General features: G+C 60.0%; 12 protein-coding genes and 1 pseudogene. 3 read left to right on the forward strand and 10 right to left on the reverse strand.

The annotated features are described in order from the left end of the window. Positions 1 to 13: 13 nt before the first annotated feature. Entirely contained in the window at positions 14 to 442 is a 429-nt protein-coding gene (locus tag AB4O12_RS03170; protein ID WP_056784098.1) for a DUF6896 domain-containing protein, read from the reverse strand. Continuing rightward, entirely contained in the window at positions 439 to 5,217 is a 4,779-nt protein-coding gene (locus AB4O12_RS03175) for an RHS repeat-associated core domain-containing protein (RefSeq protein WP_460060315.1), read from the reverse strand. The genes AB4O12_RS03170 and AB4O12_RS03175 overlap by 4 nt, the downstream gene beginning before the upstream one ends. Positions 5,218 to 5,456: 239 nt before the next feature. Between AB4O12_RS03175 and AB4O12_RS03180 the strand changes: the two genes are divergently transcribed. Next, positions 5,457 to 6,152 (forward strand): HAD-IA family hydrolase, encoded by a 696-nt coding sequence (locus tag AB4O12_RS03180; RefSeq protein WP_056784114.1) that lies wholly within the window; start codon positions 5,457 to 5,459, stop codon positions 6,150 to 6,152. A gap of 62 nt (positions 6,153 to 6,214) precedes the next feature. On the opposite strand, the gene AB4O12_RS03185 is transcribed toward AB4O12_RS03180, so the two are convergent. Further along, the gene (locus AB4O12_RS03185) at positions 6,215 to 6,961 is read right to left on the reverse strand and encodes a 3-oxoacyl-ACP reductase family protein (protein ID WP_056784118.1); all 747 of its coding nucleotides are present in this window, start codon (positions 6,959 to 6,961) and stop codon (positions 6,215 to 6,217) included. A 125-nt stretch (positions 6,962 to 7,086) separates the two neighbouring features. Here AB4O12_RS03185 and AB4O12_RS03190 point away from each other — a divergent pair, with 125 nt between their 5' ends. Next, on the forward strand, positions 7,087 to 8,010 hold the full coding sequence (locus tag AB4O12_RS03190) for a LysR family transcriptional regulator (RefSeq protein WP_460060317.1): 924 nt from the start codon (positions 7,087 to 7,089) through the stop codon (positions 8,008 to 8,010). A gap of 131 nt (positions 8,011 to 8,141) precedes the next feature. On the opposite strand, the gene AB4O12_RS03195 is transcribed toward AB4O12_RS03190, so the two are convergent. The 3 genes from AB4O12_RS03195 to AB4O12_RS03205 all read right to left on the reverse strand — a co-directional run bounded on the left by AB4O12_RS03195 (position 8,142) and on the right by AB4O12_RS03205 (position 11,777). Continuing rightward, the gene (locus tag AB4O12_RS03195; protein ID WP_095180831.1) at positions 8,142 to 8,870 is read right to left on the reverse strand and encodes an aspartate/glutamate racemase family protein; all 729 of its coding nucleotides are present in this window, start codon (positions 8,868 to 8,870) and stop codon (positions 8,142 to 8,144) included. A 54-nt stretch (positions 8,871 to 8,924) separates the two neighbouring features. Continuing rightward, the gene (locus tag AB4O12_RS03200; protein ID WP_137215835.1) at positions 8,925 to 10,463 is read right to left on the reverse strand and encodes an NCS1 family nucleobase:cation symporter-1; all 1,539 of its coding nucleotides are present in this window, start codon (positions 10,461 to 10,463) and stop codon (positions 8,925 to 8,927) included. 573 nt (positions 10,464 to 11,036) lie between these two features. After that, a complete protein-coding gene (locus AB4O12_RS03205; RefSeq protein WP_041479156.1) occupies positions 11,037 to 11,777 on the reverse strand; it encodes a phosphoadenylyl-sulfate reductase in 741 nt (246 codons plus the stop codon). Positions 11,778 to 11,941: 164 nt separating this feature from the next. On the opposite strand from AB4O12_RS03205, the gene thrH reads away from it, so the two are divergent. Then, positions 11,942 to 12,559: a bifunctional phosphoserine phosphatase/homoserine phosphotransferase ThrH gene (gene thrH / locus AB4O12_RS03210; RefSeq protein WP_406228633.1), complete on the forward strand. Its 618-nt coding sequence runs from the start codon at positions 11,942 to 11,944 to the stop codon at positions 12,557 to 12,559. A gap of 172 nt (positions 12,560 to 12,731) precedes the next feature. Here thrH and pabB read toward each other — a convergent pair whose 3' ends face one another. The 4 genes and pseudogenes from pabB to rloA all read right to left on the reverse strand — a co-directional run bounded on the left by pabB (position 12,732) and on the right by rloA (position 17,441). Next, positions 12,732 to 14,075 carry an aminodeoxychorismate synthase component I gene (gene pabB / locus AB4O12_RS03215; protein ID WP_460060319.1) on the reverse strand — a complete coding sequence of 448 codons (1,344 nt, stop codon included), beginning with the start codon at positions 14,073 to 14,075 and terminating at the stop codon, positions 12,732 to 12,734. A gap of 303 nt (positions 14,076 to 14,378) precedes the next feature. Beyond that, positions 14,379 to 15,365, reverse strand: coding sequence for an alpha-L-glutamate ligase-like protein (locus tag AB4O12_RS03220; RefSeq protein WP_056784132.1), 987 nt, complete (start codon positions 15,363 to 15,365; stop codon positions 14,379 to 14,381). Then, the gene (gene rloB, locus AB4O12_RS03225) at positions 15,365 to 16,900 is read right to left on the reverse strand and encodes an osmotic stress tolerance membrane protein RloB (protein ID WP_024012295.1); all 1,536 of its coding nucleotides are present in this window, start codon (positions 16,898 to 16,900) and stop codon (positions 15,365 to 15,367) included. The genes AB4O12_RS03220 and rloB overlap by 1 nt, the downstream gene beginning before the upstream one ends. A gap of 5 nt (positions 16,901 to 16,905) precedes the next feature. Beyond that, a pseudogene (gene rloA, locus AB4O12_RS03230) lies at positions 16,906 to 17,441 on the reverse strand (retropepsin-like aspartic peptidase RloA). Positions 17,442 to 17,467: the final 26 nt, after the last annotated feature.

Consider the following 17,467-nt stretch of genomic DNA (forward strand, 5'->3'; position numbering starts at 1 on the left):
TTTGTGGTCGTGTTTAGGTCGTTTCTTTCGAGTCGGCCCAGATATATAGATTACTTATGGCTGAAATTTTTTTGATTTTTTTTAGATTGATGTATTCGGCGAATTCTTTTTCGATAGTTTCTTCGTTGCAATACTTTCTATGCTTAGATGGTCGTTCACAAGCAAAGTTGTATAAGCGCCAAGTGTCGAATCCATTGATTTCACCATTAGGTCCATAGTCAAAATCTACGGTTCCTGTCGATAGATTGATGCGGCAGCCAATGCCGTGCAATTCATATTTAACGCCTCGAGTGACTCTCCCGCATCGCTTGATCGCCTTGGTATACCAGAGCTTTCGAATATCTCGAGTGCCAAATTTTCTTTCAAGTATCAACGTGCTGGAATCTACCATGGAGATAAAATCATTTATCAGGGTCTCCAGATTTTCACTTTGATCACTCATCTTCTTCTCCGGTGCTCCAATCTGTCGAAGCCTATATTATTTGCTGACTCTAATATATCTTCAATGCTTCTTAGAGATCCTTCGTACGCTTTCAGATTTGTTATGAGTTTAATCGTCACATTGGTCGAAGTTTGTCGTGCAGCTGCTGCGCGGTGGTGTCCATCCAGAATATATAAACTGCCGTTATGTTCTAGAACGTCAATGGGGCGTACTGAATTGAATCCGTCACGCATTTTGTCCTTATACCCATCTACTGTCCTAGTTGAGGTCTTACCCGCGATTGCATGTACTCGTTTCAGAGTGTTTGGATCTATATTGTGAGCAATGGCCGGTAGGTCCGGCTCCCCCTCATCAACCTTAACCCCATCACTCGCCCCCGGCACCTCACACCCAGGCTTATTCGGCGGCGGGCAGTTGGACGTCAACCCCAACGGATCCACCCATCCCGTCGGATTCGGCACGTACTGGTACTGGTTCAACCCACCCGCGAGCTTCACCGGGTCCGGGGTCAGATACCGCCCTAACCTAGGGTCGTAATACCGATGGCGGTTGTAATGCAGCCCACTTTCAACATCGAAGTACTGCCCCTGAAAACGCAGCGGTTGGTCGAGGTAGTCTTCGCCGGCGAGGGTGACGGCGGCGACTTTGCCGTAGGCGTCGTATTGCGCGGACCAGACGATTTCGCCGCTGTAGTCGGTGAGTTCCTGCGGAGTACCGAGGTGGTCGAGTTGGTAGTAGAACGGGCAGGCTTTTTTCGGGCCTTTGCCGTCGAGCATCGCCAGTGGGCGGAAGGTGCCGGGTTCGTAGAGGAAGCTGCGGTATTGCGTGGCGCTGCTTTCGGCGACGAGGTGTTCGCCTTGCCAGAAGAATTCGGTGACGGCGCCGTCGATTGTTTTGCGGATGCGCCGGCCGAAGGCGTCGTAGTGATAAGTGGCGGTCTGGCCGTCGGGGCGGGTCAGGCCGATCAGGCGGTGCTGGCAGTCGTAGCGGTATTCGGTGACCAGGGTCTGGCCGTGGCCACGGCGTTCGCGGATCAGGTTGCCGAAGGCGTCGTAGTCGTAATGACGGTCGCCCTGCATCAGCAGGCGATTGCCCTTGATCTGCGCAGGGCCGGGACGATCCTGCATCAGCAGGTTGCCGGCCGGGTCGTGGGCGAAGGATTCGGGCAGCTCGTCGCGTGAGTGACGTACGCGGATCAACCGGTCGAGGGCGTCGTAGCCATAAGTGCGCTGGCCGTGGCGGCTGTCGGCAATGTGCTCGAGATTGCCGTTGGCGCTGTAGGCATAATCGCGGCGGTACAGCGAAGCGTGGCGATGACCTACAGCGTGGGCAAGCAAGCGGCCCTGATCGTCGTAAGAATATTCGCTGAGCAGCAAACCTTGCTGGCGTTGCTGTTCGCGACCGGACTGGTAGACGTGGCGCGTGAGCGGCGTGCCATTAAGGTCGATGGCCGACAGCGCACCGCCCTTGGCGTAGTGGTAATCGAGCTTGCTGTTGTCCGGCAGGCGCAGGCGCTTGAGCTGACCGCAGGCGTCATAGGCGTAGCGCAAGGTGCCCCAGCCCTGATGCTCGGTGATCAGCCGGTCCTGACGGTCGTACTCGAAGGCCAGCGGATGGTTTTGCCCGTCATCGACGCCGATCAACCGACCGAGGCGATCGTAGTCGTAGCGGATCTTGGCGCCATCGGGCAGGGTTTTGACCCGCAAGCGCCCGGCCTTATCGCGCTGGTAGTGGGTGACCAGCGATAAACCCTGCTCGCCAAACTCGGTCTTCTCCAGCAGGTGCCCGTTGAGGTCGTAGGCATACGCCGTGCGCCGCCCATCAAACCCGGTTTCCTGTCGGATCAATCCGGTCGGCGTGTAATCCAGGCAGTATTTTTCCCCTGACTCGTTTTCAATTTCGGTCAGCAGCAACCGCGCATGGTCGTAGCGGTACTGCACGCGGGTGCCGTCGGGATTGATCCGTCGCGAGACCAGGTGCAAATCATCGTCATATTCGTAGCGGGTAATGCACCCGAGTTCATCGCGCTCAGCGGTGATCTGGCCGTAGGCGCCGTAGCTGTAGGCGCGCGTGCTGCCCGTAGGAGAAGTCGTCAGGATCAGTCGGCCGGCCGCGTCCCACTGCTGACGACTGACAACACCAAATTCGTCCTGGGTGGTAATCCGCCGGCCCAGCGCATCGTAGGAAAAACGCCGCACGCCGCCATCGGGCAGGGTTTCTTCGATGAGCTGGCCGAGCTCGTTCCACACCCAGCGGTGGCGGCTGCTGTCCGGATAGCGCAGCGACAGCAATTGCCCGCGCAGGTTGTAGTAGTAATGGGTGACCTGGCCGTGGGGATCGACCGCTTCGGTGACGGCGCCTTCAGCGTTGCGCCGGTAGATCCACACCGCATCACCACGGCAACGCTTGTAGAGAAAACCGTTGCGGTACTCGTAGGACGTTGGTGCATCGTCCGGCGGAATCAGCGCGATCAGCCGTCCGACCTCGTCGTAGCGGTATTCGGTAACCGCGCCCAACGCATCCTGCTCGGCGATCAACCGGCCCTGCTGGTCATAGGCCTTGAGCTGCTCGCCACCATCGGCCGCGACCTGCCGCACCAGCCGTGCGCGCTCGTCGTGGACGTAGACTTCTTCGGTACCGTCGACGTAATGCACGGTCACGCTGGCGTCGTCATCGTTCCAGACGTAACGGGTGTTCATCTGCGAGAACGACGCCCAGTGCCTCACGCAGCGCGCCGCTTTGCCCTCGCGCTGCCACTCCCAGAAGAAGCTCGCGCCGCCGGTCAGCTGGCGCTGGAGGATGACGTGATGGTCGTCGTAGTCGTAGCGTTCGCTGTCGCCGACCGCGTTGGTCGCGGTCAGCAGGCGTTGCCGGGCATCGAAGCTGTAGGTGGCAAGGTTTTGCTCGGTGGTCCACTCGCCCTGGACGAACACCTGATAATCAATCGCCACCAGCTGCGCGCGGTCATAACGCAACAGCAATGAGCGGCCGGCGCCGTTGTCCAGACGCTGAATGCGGTCGGAGCGATCGCGTTGCAGGGTCAGACGATTGCCGTAGACATCGCTGATCGCCGTCAGCCGGCCGGCGCGAAAGTGATAAAAGCGCGCGCTGTCGCCGGCCAAAACCAGAATCAGTTCTTCCGGCTCATCGCCGAGAAAGATCGCCGCCCGCGACAGGCTGTTGTGAATCGCTGGGCGCGCGACGTTGGGCAGGGGAAAACGGGTGCGGCGGTTTTCGTGGTCGATCCAGATCACGCCATCGCCGTCGAAGGCCAGCCGATGCGCGAGCGTATGGCTCCAGCCGAAACCCAGGCCGATGTCGATCTCGACCGCGCTGCTGCGGTACAAGCGGGTGAACTCGAAGGGCAGCACGCCATCGAGCACCGCGTCGGTCAGGGTCAGCAGTTCTTCGCCGGTGACCATCGACACAGGGCAGCCGTTTTTGCAGGTATTGGGGACGCAGTCGGCGGCGTCGCCGTTGGGGTTTTTCGCTTGATCGGGGACGTCGTCGTGGGGCTCGTGGCGCTCAAGGCGCGCCATGCCCCGGGATTTTTCCCGCGCGAGCGGCGCCGGATTCGGCACGCGGAGCACCACCGCGTCGGCCTGACGAATGTTCAGCGGAATCGATGGCGTCGGCTTCAGCTCCACTTCGCGGGCATGGAACATCAGCGGCTTCAGCGTGCTCGCGTGCTGCTTGAGTTCCGGTGCCGAAGTCAGCTCAGCCAGACGCAAGGCTGAGGCGGCCAGCCACTCCCGCGCCCTTGGCGATTTGATCTTCGCCAGGACCTTGCTGCTCAAACGCAGCGATACGCCGGCACCGCCCGCCACGCGCATCAACAGGAAGCTGATCAGCAACTCGGTGCGAACTTCGGCCACCACCTCGGCGAGGTATTGCGGCGGCAGCATTTTTAGCCAACTGGTGAACGCGGCCAGATGAATGAACAACAACGGCTCGTCGCTGAGCATCAACAAGGCGTTGGCGATCGCTTCGTTTGAAGCGGCAAGCAGCGCCTCGAGTTCGACTTCGCTCAGGTATTCGAGGAGCTTTGCGCTGTGCTCCTGCAGATCGGCAAGTAGGGCGAACAGCTGTTGAATGTCATCCCAGACGCCATTCAGGGCTTTTTCCAGGCCGCGCCAATCGGCCCGCTGCAACTGCCCGTAACGATCAAGAAAACCGGCGCTGGAAAACTCCGTCCACTGCGGCTGGAAGCCTGTCCATTCGCTGCGCAGCCAGCCTTCAAGGCCGGCAATGACCCCTTCATATGAGGCATACAGGGCGCGGACATGGGCGGAGGAAACGTTGGGAAAGAAGGTGACGCGATAGCGCTGGCCGCGCATGCAATCGGTCACCTCGAGGATCCCGCTCGGGCCAATGGTGTAGCGCTTTGGTTCGCCGAAGGTCAGCACGCCGTCGACGTCGCTGAGCAGCGGTTCGAGGGTCACCGGGGTGTCGCCGATCGGTACGAAGCGCGCTGCTTCAAACAGATGCACCAGGGTCAGCGGTCCGCTGGCCGAACACATGACCACCGATGAACTGACAGGTGCGCGCGAAGTGATCGGCGCGCTCAGTTGTACGTCATTGCCAACCTTGAACACCTGCTCGATGTCCAGCGCCGTCCCCGTCCAGAATTGCTCGGCCCAGGCGTCGTAGTTGTTCAGGCACAGGCGGAACTCGTCGATCAGCGCTTCAAAATCTGGCTGCTTCGGATTCAGGGCGGCCACCACCAGCAGTCCGATGCTGTTGTTCAGGGCCAGGAGCTGATCGGGTTGAAACATTCGCAGTCGCTCGCGCATATGAAGAAACGGGAGCGCGGACTTTGCGGGGGATCAAAAAGGAAAGAAGTCGGGGAAGTAGGCAGTGTCTGTAGGAGTTTTCGCTAAATGCGAAAAGGCGTCGATGGCATTGCCCGTTGCTCAATGTCCATCGGCCTCGCTATGCTGCTGAACCCATTAATCAGATCCGCGTTGCGGCACGTTGCCTGTCGCCCGGGATGTCTTTGTTAACGGATCCGATGATGAATGCACCGCTGAAGACGTTCGGCCCGATCAAGGCCGTGATTTTCGATATGGACGGTTTGCTGCTCGACACCGAGGGCATTTACACCGAGGTCACCTCGCTGATTGCCGGGCGCTACGGGAAAACCTTCGACTGGAGCGTCAAGCAGAACATCATTGGTCGCGGTGCCAATGATCTGGCCAACTACGTGGTGCAGGCGTTGGAGTTACCGATCACTCCGGAAGAATTTCTGCAGATCCGCGAGCCGCTGATGCGCGAGCGTTTCCCCAAGGCGCAAGCGATGCCGGGGGCCGAAGCGCTGGTGCGTCACCTCAAGGCGCACAACATCCCGATCGCAGTCGGCACCAGTTCGTCGCGCCAGTCGTTCGGGCAGAAAACCACCTTGCACCGTGAGTGGTTTGCGCTGTTCGATTTCATCGTCACGGCGGACGATCCGGAAGTCGGCGCGGCCAAACCGGCGCCGGATATCTTCCTCACCGCCGCCCGGCGCCTGGGCATCGCGCCCGGGGATTGTCTGGTGTTCGAGGATTCGCCGTTCGGCGTCACCGCCGCGAAAGCGGCAGGCATGACCGCAATCGCCATCCCCGACGCAGCGATGGCTGATGAGAAATATGCTCACGCTGACGGCATTATCCGCTCGCTGAAAGCATTTATGCCCAGCGCCTTTGGCTTGCCGACGCTGGAACTGGCTTGACCGTCCGCACAAAAACGCCGTCCTTCCTGTAAAGAAGGGCGGCGTTTTTTCTTGCCGGTCTGTCAGGCGCCGAAACCACCGTCGATGGTCAGGCTGGCACCGGTGATGTAACCGGCTTCCGGCCCGGCCAGGTAGGCGACGAAGCTGGCGATTTCATCGGCGGTGCCGTAACGACCGACGGCCATCAGCGGGATCAGGCTGTCGGCGAATTCGCCATGGGCCGGGTTCATGTCGGTGTCGACCGGGCCAGGTTGCACGTTGTTGATGGTGATGCCGCGAGGGCCGAGGTCGCGGGCTAGGCCTTTGGTCAGGCCGACCAGTGCCGATTTGCTCATCGCGTAGACACCGCCACCGCCGAAGGGCATGCGGTCGGCGTTGGTGCTGCCGATGTTGATGATCCGCGAGCCTTCGCCCATGTGTTTCGCCGCTTCCTGCGAAGCGATGAACACGCTGCGCACGTTGATGGCCAGGGTCTGATCGAAGTCTTCGAGTTTGAAGTCTTCCAGCGGCGCGATGGCCAGTACGCCGGCGTTGTTGACCAGAATGTCCAGGCGTCCAAACGCTTCGACGGTGGCGCTGACGGCGTGGCGAATCGCGCTGGCATCGGCGCTGTCTGCCTTGATCGCCAAGGCTTTGCCGCCGTTGCCAGTGATGCTGTTCTGCAGTTCTTCAGCTTTGGCGGCGGAGCTGACGTAGGTGAAAGCGACAGCGGCGCCTTCAGCGGCCAGACGTTTGACGATGGCCGCGCCGATGCCGCGCGAACCGCCTTGAATCAGAGCGACCTTGCCGCTGAGGTGTTGAGTGGTCATGTTCGATCTCCAAGTGTTCAAGGCGGAATGCCTTGGTGTAGGTGCCGAGTATCGGCCTGGCATCGACAACCGGGTAGACCATGATTGCTATAGTCTGTGTAAACCAGAAGTTTATAGTGGCGATCATGGAAACGTTCAGCAGTATCGAATGCTTTGTGCGCAGCGCCGAAGTCGGCAGCTTTGCCGAAGCCGCGCGACGCTTGAGCCTGACCCCGGCGGCGGTCGGCAAAAGCGTGGCGAAACTGGAGGCGCGGCTTGGCGTGCGGCTGTTCCAGCGTAGTACCCGCAGCCTGACCCTGACCGAAGCGGGGCAGCTGTTTTTGAGTGAAGTCAGCGCCAGCCTGACCACCATCCAGAATGCCGTAGCCAATCTGGCCAGTGCCGGCGGGCAACCGGCCGGCACGCTGAAAGTCAGCATGGGCACGGTGTTCGGTCGTCTGTATATCGTGCCGCTGCTCGGTGAGTTCTTGCGGCGCTATCCGGCGATCAACCCGGACTGGCATTTCGATAACCGCCAGGTCGACCTGATCGGGCAGGGCTTTGACGCGGCGATTGGCGGCGGCTTTGAACTGCCACAAGGCGTGGTTGCGCGCAGGCTGACACCGGCGCATCGGGTGTTGGTGGCATCGGAGGACTATCTGCAAAAACATGCGCCGATCAGCCATCCCGATGACCTCAAGCAACACGACGGCATTCTGATTCGCTCACCGCAGACCGGGCGCGTGCGCTCCTGGCAACTGACTCACCGCGATCAGCAACACAGTCCGCTGACATTGCGGGCGCGGATGACCATGAGTGATTCCGAGGCTGCCTGTGCAACGGCGATGCAAGATTTGGGCATTGCGCTGGTGAGCATGCCGTTTGCGGTCCCGTATCTTCAGGCAGGGACGTTACGGCGAGTGCTGCCGGAATGGTTTGTCGATGACGGCAACATTTCGATCTATTACGCCGAGCACAAATTGTTGCCGGGCAAGACCCGGGCGTTTGTGGATTTCGTGATTGAACAGTTTGCTGAGCAGGGACTGGGGCGGCGGTTTAGTGCTATCTGAGCCAGGCATCAAACCGAGTTGCGGCTATCGCGGGCAAGCCCGCTCCCACAAGTTTTGAGTTGTTCACACATCTTGCAAACAACACAAAACCCTGTGGGAGAGGGCTTGCCCGCGATGAACGATAACTCGGTTTATCGAGCAAAGCGCTCCGCCCAGCCAACAATGTTCTTCGGCCGTGGCGTCGCATAAGTGCGCACCTTGGACGTCGACAACTTCAAACGCACCAGCGACTCGGCAATCATCACGGCGGCTGTCACGCCATCCACCACCGGCACGCCGGTGCGCCGGCGAATCTGCTCGTCCAGCCCGGCCATACCGCCGCAGCCCAGGCAAATCACCTCTGCCTTGTCCTGGGTCACCGCCAGTTCGGCCTGCTGCACGATCGCTTCCAGTGCGCGCTGCGGTTCATGTTCCAGCTCCAGAACTGCCAGACCACTGGCGCGCACCGAGGCACAGCGATCCCACAGGCCGGACAATTTCAGCCGATCCTCGATCAGCGGCACGGTGCGATCCAGCGTGGTCACCACCGAGTAGGCATGGCCGAGAAACATCGCGGTGCTGGCCGCCGCGTCAGTGATATCTACCACTGGCACGTTGAGCAGTTCCTGCAAACCTTCGCGGCCATGTTCGCCGTAGCCGGCCTGGATCACCGCATCGAAGGGTTGATCGTAAGACATCACTCGATCCATCACGGCGATGGCGGCCAGGTAGCTTTCGAAATTGCCTTCAATCGATTCGGCGCCGAAGTACGGCGTCAGGCCGACGATTTCGGTGCCGGGCGAAGCGACGGCCTGCGCCGAGCGGGCGATGGCGTCGGTGATGGATTCGGTGGTGTTGACGTTGACCACGAGAATACGCATGGAAAATCCTTATTGCGGGCAGTGGTGCGGCCCGAAAACCGGGCCGCGAAGGGATCAGTGGCTGACGTTATCCACAGCGATGCATTCACCGCTGACTTCGGCGTAATGGGTCTGGCGCTTGGCGATGATCAGGTAAAGCATGCCGGCGATGCCGGCACCGATCAGCCAGGAGAACGGTGAGACGCTGTGGAAACCGGGTACCAGGGCCAGAACGATGGCGATCAGCGCTGCAGGAATAAACGCCGCCACCGCGCGGAAATTGATGCCACGGCTGTAGTAATAAGCGCCGTTGGGGTCTTCGCTGTAGAGCTGCGGCACGTTGATCCGGCCTTTGCGGATCAGCCAGTAGTCGACCATGATCACGCCGTACAACGGGCCGAGCAGGGCGCCGAGGCCCGACAGGAAATACACGATCACCAGCGGGCTGTTGTAGAGGTTCCACGGCAGGATCAGCACGGCGATGGTCGCGCTGATCAACCCGGCGCGGCGGAAGGTCAGGTACTTCGGCGCCAGGTTGCTGAGGACGAACGCCGGGGCGACGAAGTTGGCCATGATGTTCACCGCAACGGTGACGATCAGAAAAGCCAGGCAGCCGAGCACCAGAAAGAACGTGTTGGGGATTGAAGCGATGATCTCGGTCGGGCTTTCGATGATTCGCCCGTTGATCTGGAACTGCGCGCCACACAGCAGTACGGTTATCGCAGCGAACACCAGAATGTTCACCGGCAAGCCCCAGAAATTTCCTACCTTGATGGTTTTGCGGCACGGCGAAGAACGGGCGAAGTCGCAGAAATTGAGGATCAGCGTGCCGTAGATCGCCAGCCACAACGCGCCGCCGGCAAAGATGTTGCGCCACATCTCGCCACCGGTCAGCGGCTCGCGGATCGACCAGGCAATGGTCGCGTTGGCCTGGAAGTACATCCACCCGGCGAGGGCAGCAACGGTCAGCAGAATCACCGGCCCGGCAAATGCCTCGTAACGGCGCACCATCTCCATGCCGTAGGCGAGGATCGCCAGTTGCACCAGCCAGATTGCTACAAAGCACACCCAGCCCAGACTGGACAGACCGAGAATCGAGTTGTGATCGTATTCGGCAAAGCCCGGATGCACGGCGGTCAGCAGGACGCGGAATACCACCGAGGCGAGGTACGTCTGAATACCGAACCAGGCGATGGCGATAACCGCCCTGATCAATGCAGGAATTTGCGCACCGTGGATGCCGAAACTGATCCGGCTGATCACCGGAAACGGCACCCCGGTTTTCTGCCCCATGTACCCGGACAGGTTCATGAAGAAGTACACCAGCGCCGCGCCGATCCCCAGTGACAAGAGGATTTGCCAGCCGCCCAGACCCAGTGCATACAAGCCGATGGCGAACGAGTAGTTGGCGATGTTGTGCACATCATTCGTCCACAGGGCGAAGATGCTGTACTGGCCCCAGCGCCGCCCTTCGGCTTTGGTCGGCGCCAGATCGCTGTTGTGCAGACGCGGGCTCAGTTGCAGCGGCTCGCTCAGTCCGTCATCGGGCAACGGTTGATCGAGCGTGGAGGAGGGCAGATTCAGCGCGATGTTATTCGAAAGACTTGTACGCATTCCGGCAGGCTCCTGACGTTCACTCCCGCGATGACTGTGCATGAGCGCTCAGGCTCGACAAATCTTCGTCGCGACGGTGAAAACATCACTGGTTACGGGGCATCTGCAGCCTGTACGGGATAGGGCGCTTCAGGCTTGCGGATCGAAAGTGTGCATGTTTTGCAGTTTTGTATACAAAACATGTATGCGATAAAGCCAGATTTGTGCCAGTTGCGAATCCATAAGCGCCAGGGCTCATTTCGAATAGTTATCAATGCGGGGTAAGTGACTGAAAAACCGGCGATATAAATTGATCGATTGGACAGGTATTTTTTTGGGGAAGGGATTTTGCAGGGGGCGCACGCAGAGGGGATTCTGCTGGGGGATGTAACTTTTCAGGGCGTAAAAACAGAAAGTGCACACATAAATGGCACCGATGGTGACAACCTTGTGTACACCTTTTGTGTGCCTGGCACATATCAATGTGGGAGCGAGCCTGCTCGCGAATGCGGTGTATCAGGCAACTGAAACGTTGACTGGAACTGCGCTTTCGCGAGCAGGCTCGCTCCCGCAGGTCTTTCTATAAATGGGGGATCAGACCTTGCTCTTGCTGATGATATTCCCCGCGTGCAGTCCGCATTCTTTCTGCGTGGCTTCTTCCCACCACCAGCGGCCCTCGCGCTCGTGCTGGTTCGGCAGCACCGGGCGGGTGCAGGGTTCGCAGCCGATGCTGATGAAACCGCGCTCGTGCAGGCTGTTGTAGGGCAGTTCGAGCATGCGGATGTAACCCCAGATCTCCTCGCTGGTCATCTGCGCCAACGGGTTGAACTTGTACAGGGTGCGTTCCGGTGTCGAGAACGCCGTGTCGATTTCCAGCACCGCCACAGCGCTGCGGGTGCCCGGGCTCTGATCGCGGCGCTGGCCGGTGGCCCACGCTTTGACGTCGGACAGCTTACGGCGCAGCGGCTCGATCTTGCGGATGCCGCAGCATTCGCCGTGGCCGTCCTTGTAGAAACTGAACAGGCCTTTTTCCTTCACGAACGGTTCGAGTTTCGTGTAGTCCGGCGAGACGATTTCTATATCGATCTTGTAGTGCTCGCGCACCTGCTCAATGAAGCGGTAGGTCTCCGGATGCAGGCGGCCGGTGTCGAGGCTGAACACTTTGACGTTCTTGTTCAGCTTCCACGCCATGTCCACCAACACCACGTCCTCGGCGCCGCTGAAAGATATCCACAAGTCATCGCCGAATTCGGCGAAGGCGAGCTTGAGGATGTCCTGGGCGGATTTGTTGGCATAGGTCGTGGCGAGTTCCACGACGTCGAACGTTGGGCTCATCAGGTCGGCTTCCTACAGGTCAGTGGCGCTCGGGCGCTCTATAGGGGGCCGATGGTAACAAAAAGCTGCCGCGGCCGGGGCGTCCTCTGCGTTGCGCGCGTCTGGTGCAGACGCTAGAGTTCGGCCTCGCTCGACTCAATAATCACTACAAACGGGAGTGTCTTGTGGAAATTGCTTGCCTGGATCTTGAAGGGGTACTGGTACCGGAAATCTGGATCGCCTTCGCCGAAAAAACCGGAATCGACGCCCTCAAGGCTACCACCCGGGACATTCCCGATTACGACGTACTAATGAAGCAGCGCCTGCGCATCCTCGATGAGCACGGCCTCAAGCTTGCGGACATTCAGGAAGTGATCGCGACACTGAAACCGCTGGACGGCGCGGTGGAGTTCGTCAACTGGCTGCGCGAGCGTTTCCAGGTGGTGATTCTCTCGGACACCTTTTATGAGTTTTCACAGCCACTGATGCGCCAACTGGGCTTCCCGACCTTGCTTTGCCATCGCTTGATCACTGACGAAAGCGGGCGGGTGACCAGCTATCAGTTGCGTCAGAAAGATCCCAAGCGTCAGTCGGTGCTGGCGTTCAAGAGCCTGTACTACCGGGTGATCGCGGCGGGGGATTCGTACAACGACACGACCATGCTCGGCGAGGCGGATGCGGGGATTCTGTTTCATGCGCCGGACAACGTGATTCGCGAGTTTCCGCAGTTCCCGGCGGTGCATACGTTTGAAGAGCTGAAGCAGGAATTTCTCAAGGCCTCTAATAGAGAGTTGAGTTTGTAGTCGTCTGGAAGGACGTCTTCGCGAGCAGGCTCGCTCCCACAAGAAAATGCATTGATGATCGTTCCCACGCTCTGCGTGGGAATGCCTCAACGGACGCTCCGCGTTCGGCTTTGGATGGGACGCGGAGCGTCCCGGGCTGCATTCCCACGCGGAGCGTGGGAACGATCATTCCTCAGAGGTTTTGCAGGGTTTCCAAGAGAATTCTGACTTTGGTCATCGACTCCTGATACTCCGCCTGCCAGTCCGAATCGGCGACGATCCCGCCGCCGCCCCAGCAGCACACCTGGCCATCCTTGACCAGCAGACTGCGAATGGCGATGGAGCTGTCCATCTCGCCGCGCACGTCCAGATACAGCAACGAGCCGCAATACAGACCGCGCCGGGTCGGCTCCAGCTCGTCGATGATCTGCATCGCCCGAATCTTCGGTGCGCCGGTGATTGAGCCGCCGGGGAAGCTGCCGGCTATCAGGTCCAGCGCGTCACGATCCGCCGCCAGTTCACCGGTCACGCTGCTGACCAGATGATGCACATTCGGATAGCTCTCCAGACTGAACAACTCCGGCACCCGCACCGAGCCGATGCGGCAGGTGCGCCCGAGGTCGTTGCGCAGCAGGTCGACGATCATCAGGTTTTCCGCGCGATCCTTGGGGCTGGCCAGCAGTTCGGCGGCGTTGGCGGCGTCTTCGGCTGGAGTCACGCCGCGAGGGCGAGTCCCCTTGATCGGTCGGGTTTCGACCTGACGCTGGCTGACTCTGACGAAACGTTCCGGTGACAGGCTCAGCACCGCGCCGCCGTCGGGCAGGCTCTGGAAGCCGGAGAACGGCGTCGGGCAGGCCTGACGCAAAGCGCAGTAAGCCAGCCACGGATCGCCCTGGCATTGCGCGCGGAAGCGTTGCGCGAAGTTGACCTGATAGCAGTCGCCGGCCTGGATGTATTCCTGAATGCGTTCGAACGCCTGACGGTAATCGTCGGCCGAAATATCAGCGGCCATCGGGGCGCTCAGTTTGAAGGGAGCCATCGCGTCAACTTGCGGCTGAGTGAACAGCGCGACCAATCGCTGCCGTTCACTGTCGACAAGCGAAGGATGAAAGACCAGTTGGCTGGTTTGCCCGTGGTGATCGCTGATCAGCGCCCAGTCGTACAGGCCAAAACGCGCATCGGGCAGTTGCAGGTCATCCAGTGCCTGACTCGGCAGGTTTTCCAGATGCCGGCCGAAGTCGTAGCTCAAATAACCGATCAGTCCGCCGGCGAACGGCAATTGGTACCCGGCAGGCAATTGTGCTTCGCCCAAGCGGCTGAGATTGTCACGCAGGCGCTGGAGGAAATGCGCGCCGCTCTCGTCCGGCAACACCGCCAGTTGTTCCAGCGGCCAAGCGCTGAGCAAGTCATAACGGCCGCGTTCAGCGCTCGGCCGGCCGCTGTCGAGCAGCACGGCGCCGGGTGCGTTGCGAATGGCCGCGAAATAGTCGGCCGGATTGGCGCGGTAGGGCAGTGGGTGTACGGAGCAGGTCAGCATGGGCGGGGCAGATCGGCCGTTGAGGCGGGGTGGGGATTGTAGTCCTCTGCGCTGCCAGATCAAAGTCAAAAGCCTCCCCCTCACCCCAACCCTCTCCCCCAAGGGGGCGAGGGGGAAAGGGAGCAGATCGGGGGCTTTTCAAAACTTGGGTTCGGCTCGATATCTTGGGGGAGGGAGCCGATCTTCATGCTTTTCAAAGCTTGAGTTCGACTCAAGACGTTCAGGTCGGCGTACCTCCAACATCCACCTCGGTCAGTCCCCTCTCCCTTTGGGAGAGGGTTAGGGTGAGGGGCTCTTGAGCTTTTAGCCTTCGACAGCTGGAATATGCCCAAACATCTCCTGGGTAAACGCCACCCGCTCTTCAACCGACTCCGTCACGCCCCGCGCCTTCAGCTCTTCCAGCCGCGCTTCAACCGCGTGGGTACGCAAGGTCAGGCCGCAATCGTTGGCGATCTGAATGTTCAGCCCCGGCCGCGCATTCAGCTCGAGGATCAGCGGGCCTTTTTCCTGATCGAGCACCATGTCCACGCCGATATAACCCAGCCCACACAACTCATAGCAGCCGGCGGCGAGTTTCATGAAACCGTCCCAGTAGGGCAGTTGCACGCCATCCACCGCGTTGGTGGTGTCAGGGTGTTTGGTGATGATGTTGTTCAGCCAGGTGCCGCGCAGCGTAAGGCCGGTGGCCAGATCGACGCCGACGCCAATGGCGCCCTGGTGCAGGTTGGCCTTGCCGCCGGACTGGCGGGTCGGCAGACGCAACATCGCCATCACCGGGTAACCCATCAGCACGATGATGCGGATGTCCGGCACGCCTTCGTAGCTGATGCTTTTGAAGATCTGGTCCGGGGTCACACGGTATTCGATCAGCGCGCGGTCACGGTGGCCGCCCAGCGAGTACAGGCCGGTGAGGATGCTGGAGATGTGATGTTCCAGCTCCTCGTGGGCGAGGATCTTGCCCGACACCGTGCGATAGCGGCCTTCGAAGCGGTCGGCGATGACGATGATGCCGTCGCCACCCGCGCCCTGCGCCGGTTTGATCACGAAGTCGCTGCGCCCGCCGATGATCTCGTCGAGCTTGTCGATTTCCTTCTCGGTGGAGATCACCCCGTACAGCTCCGGCACATGAATGCCGGCGGCGATGGCGCGTTCCTTGGTGAGGATCTTGTCATCGACGATCGGGTACAGGCTGCGCTTGTTGTACTTGAGCACGTAGTCCGCGTTTCGGCGGTTGATGCCCATGATGCCGCGCGCCTCGAGGGCCTTCCAGGTCTTCCAGAAACCGAACATCAGGCGTCAGCCTTCTTCAGGAAGGCCTTGAAACGTACCAGTTCGGTCAGGCGGTAGCCGCGATAGCGACCCATCGCCAGCATGAAACCGACCAGAATCAGCAGGATCGCCGGGAAGGTAAATACGAAGTACACCAGCTCCGGCACGGTCATGATCAGGTGCGCCAGGGAGGCGGCGAACAGCGTGCCGATGGCGACTTTCAGCGCATGGTTGGCGCCGCGTTCTTCCCAGGTGATCGACAGACGTTCGATGGTCATGGTCAGAATCACCATCGGGAACAGCGCCACCGACAAGCCACGCTCAAGCCCCAGCTTGTGGCTGAACAGACTGATCGCCGCAATCAACACCACCACGAACGTCAGCACCACCGACAGACGCGGCAGCATTTGCAGCTTCAGATGTTCGAGATACGAGCGCAATGACAGGCCCAGCGCGGTGATCACTGTGAACAGCAGGATGCCGAAGCCCAGCTGCGTTTCGCGGAAGGCCAAGGCGATCAGCACCGGGGTGAATGTGCCGAGGGTCTGCAGGCCGACGAGGTTGCGCAGGATCAGGATCACCAGCACACCGATCGGGATCATCACCATGATCATGAAGGTCTGCTGGGTCTGCAGCGGTAAGCCGTACAGCGAGTAATCGAGGAAGTTGGCGTCAGTGTTTTCGTCGGTCAGCTTGGCCAGACGAATCGCGTTCATCTCGCTGTTGTTCAGGCTGAAGGTCACGTTGGCTTTCTTGCCGCCGTCGACGGTGATCAGGTTTTCGTCGCCGGTCCACCACAGCAGGCGATCGGTCGGCAGGCCTTGCTCACCGGTTTCCGGGTTGAAGTACAGCCAGTCGTTGCCGTTGAAGCTGCGCAGCCACAGTTCGGGAGTCTGAGGCTGATCGGCGACGAGGCGGATGGTGTGGACTTTTTCCACCGGAACGTGGGCAATCGACAGCAGCAGTTCGACGATCTTGGCTTTGTGCGAAGTCGACGGATCGCCGGCCAGCAGCAATTTGACGTTGTCGTCGTTGACGTTGTTGACGCGCTTGATCGCCTCGCCAATAAAGGTTTCGACGTCGGCCGAATGTTGGCGGATCGGCGCGAGCAGGGCTTCGGCGGCGATTTTTTCCGGGCCTTCGATGACCATGCTGTCACGGAAGGTCGGGCCTTTGACCTTGGATTTTTCCGCGGTGTAGCGCTTTGTCAGCACCAAACGGTAATACAGCGTCTGGTTGCCCTTGGCGCGACGGGCCGACCAGGTCACCTTGCGGTTGCCGTCGATGCGGTTCACCGCGACGCCGTAGTTATTGGAGATGAAGCTTTCGTTGAGACTGACGTAATCGCGGCTCAACGGCGGCACGAACATCTGGATCTTTACCGGATCCTTGGTGCTGGCGACGAACTCGACCTTGGCGTCGATGTTCCACAGGTCGTCGGTGGCGTCTTCGGTCACCGGGATGCCGAGCACGAAAATCTGATAGGCCGTAACCGAAACGCCCAGCAGCACCAGCACGGCGATCAGGATTTTCAGGTGGAAGGTTAGAGAACGCATGGAAATTACTCGGCGGTATGAGCGGCGATGGTGCAGGCAGGTTTGCCGGCAGCGTATTTAAGACTGGGGTCGACCAGCGCGTCGAAGCGTTTCAGCGCCTCGGAGCCGATCAAAAGCGGGTATTGGAACGCACTTCGGTCGGTGAGGTTCACTTCGATGCTGCGCAATGCCGAACCCATGCAGATATCCAGCTCGATCACCGGACGGGCGGTGTACTGCTTGCCTTCTTCCGGATCGTAGTCGCCGGCGCGGCGCTTGATCTTGCTGACTCGCGCCAGCGGCCGTTCGATGGGGTGTGAATGCGCGGTGTCGATGGCCAGGTAGAAACGTACCCAGGACTCACCGTTGCGTTTGAAGCGTTTGATGTCGCGGGCGCTCAGCGAGGCGGTTTTCGCCCCGGTGTCGAGTTTGGCCGCGACTTCGAGATTGATGCCGTCAAGCGAAGCGTATTCGTTGAGGCCATACACGGTTTTTTCCCCGCGGCGGCGAGGCCGGGCAGGCAAAACAGAGCAAAAAAGGTGGGGAAAGGCTTGAGTCTCATAAATCCTGGTGCGCAGCGTTCCGTTA

Source organism: Pseudomonas sp. S2_A05, from assembly GCF_054668485.1.

What these genes read in the sequence shown, in the direction of transcription:
- AB4O12_RS03170 (WP_056784098.1), bottom strand. Translation starts at nt 442, where the DNA reads ATGAGTGATCAAAGTGAAAATCTGGAGACCCTGATAAATGATTTTATC.
- AB4O12_RS03175 (WP_460060315.1), bottom strand. Translation starts at nt 5,217, where the DNA reads ATGTTTCAACCCGATCAGCTCCTGGCCCTGAACAACAGCATCGGACTG.
- AB4O12_RS03180 (WP_056784114.1), top strand. Translation starts at nt 5,457, where the DNA reads ATGAATGCACCGCTGAAGACGTTCGGCCCGATCAAGGCCGTGATTTTC.
- AB4O12_RS03185 (WP_056784118.1), bottom strand. Translation starts at nt 6,961, where the DNA reads ATGACCACTCAACACCTCAGCGGCAAGGTCGCTCTGATTCAAGGCGGT.
- AB4O12_RS03190 (WP_460060317.1), top strand. Translation starts at nt 7,087, where the DNA reads ATGGAAACGTTCAGCAGTATCGAATGCTTTGTGCGCAGCGCCGAAGTC.
- AB4O12_RS03195 (WP_095180831.1), bottom strand. Translation starts at nt 8,870, where the DNA reads ATGCGTATTCTCGTGGTCAACGTCAACACCACCGAATCCATCACCGAC.
- AB4O12_RS03200 (WP_137215835.1), bottom strand. Translation starts at nt 10,463, where the DNA reads ATGCGTACAAGTCTTTCGAATAACATCGCGCTGAATCTGCCCTCCTCC.
- AB4O12_RS03205 (WP_041479156.1), bottom strand. Translation starts at nt 11,777, where the DNA reads ATGAGCCCAACGTTCGACGTCGTGGAACTCGCCACGACCTATGCCAAC.
- pabB (WP_460060319.1), bottom strand. Translation starts at nt 14,075, where the DNA reads ATGCTGACCTGCTCCGTACACCCACTGCCCTACCGCGCCAATCCGGCC.
- AB4O12_RS03220 (WP_056784132.1), bottom strand. Translation starts at nt 15,365, where the DNA reads ATGTTCGGTTTCTGGAAGACCTGGAAGGCCCTCGAGGCGCGCGGCATC.
- rloB (WP_024012295.1), bottom strand. Translation starts at nt 16,900, where the DNA reads ATGCGTTCTCTAACCTTCCACCTGAAAATCCTGATCGCCGTGCTGGTG.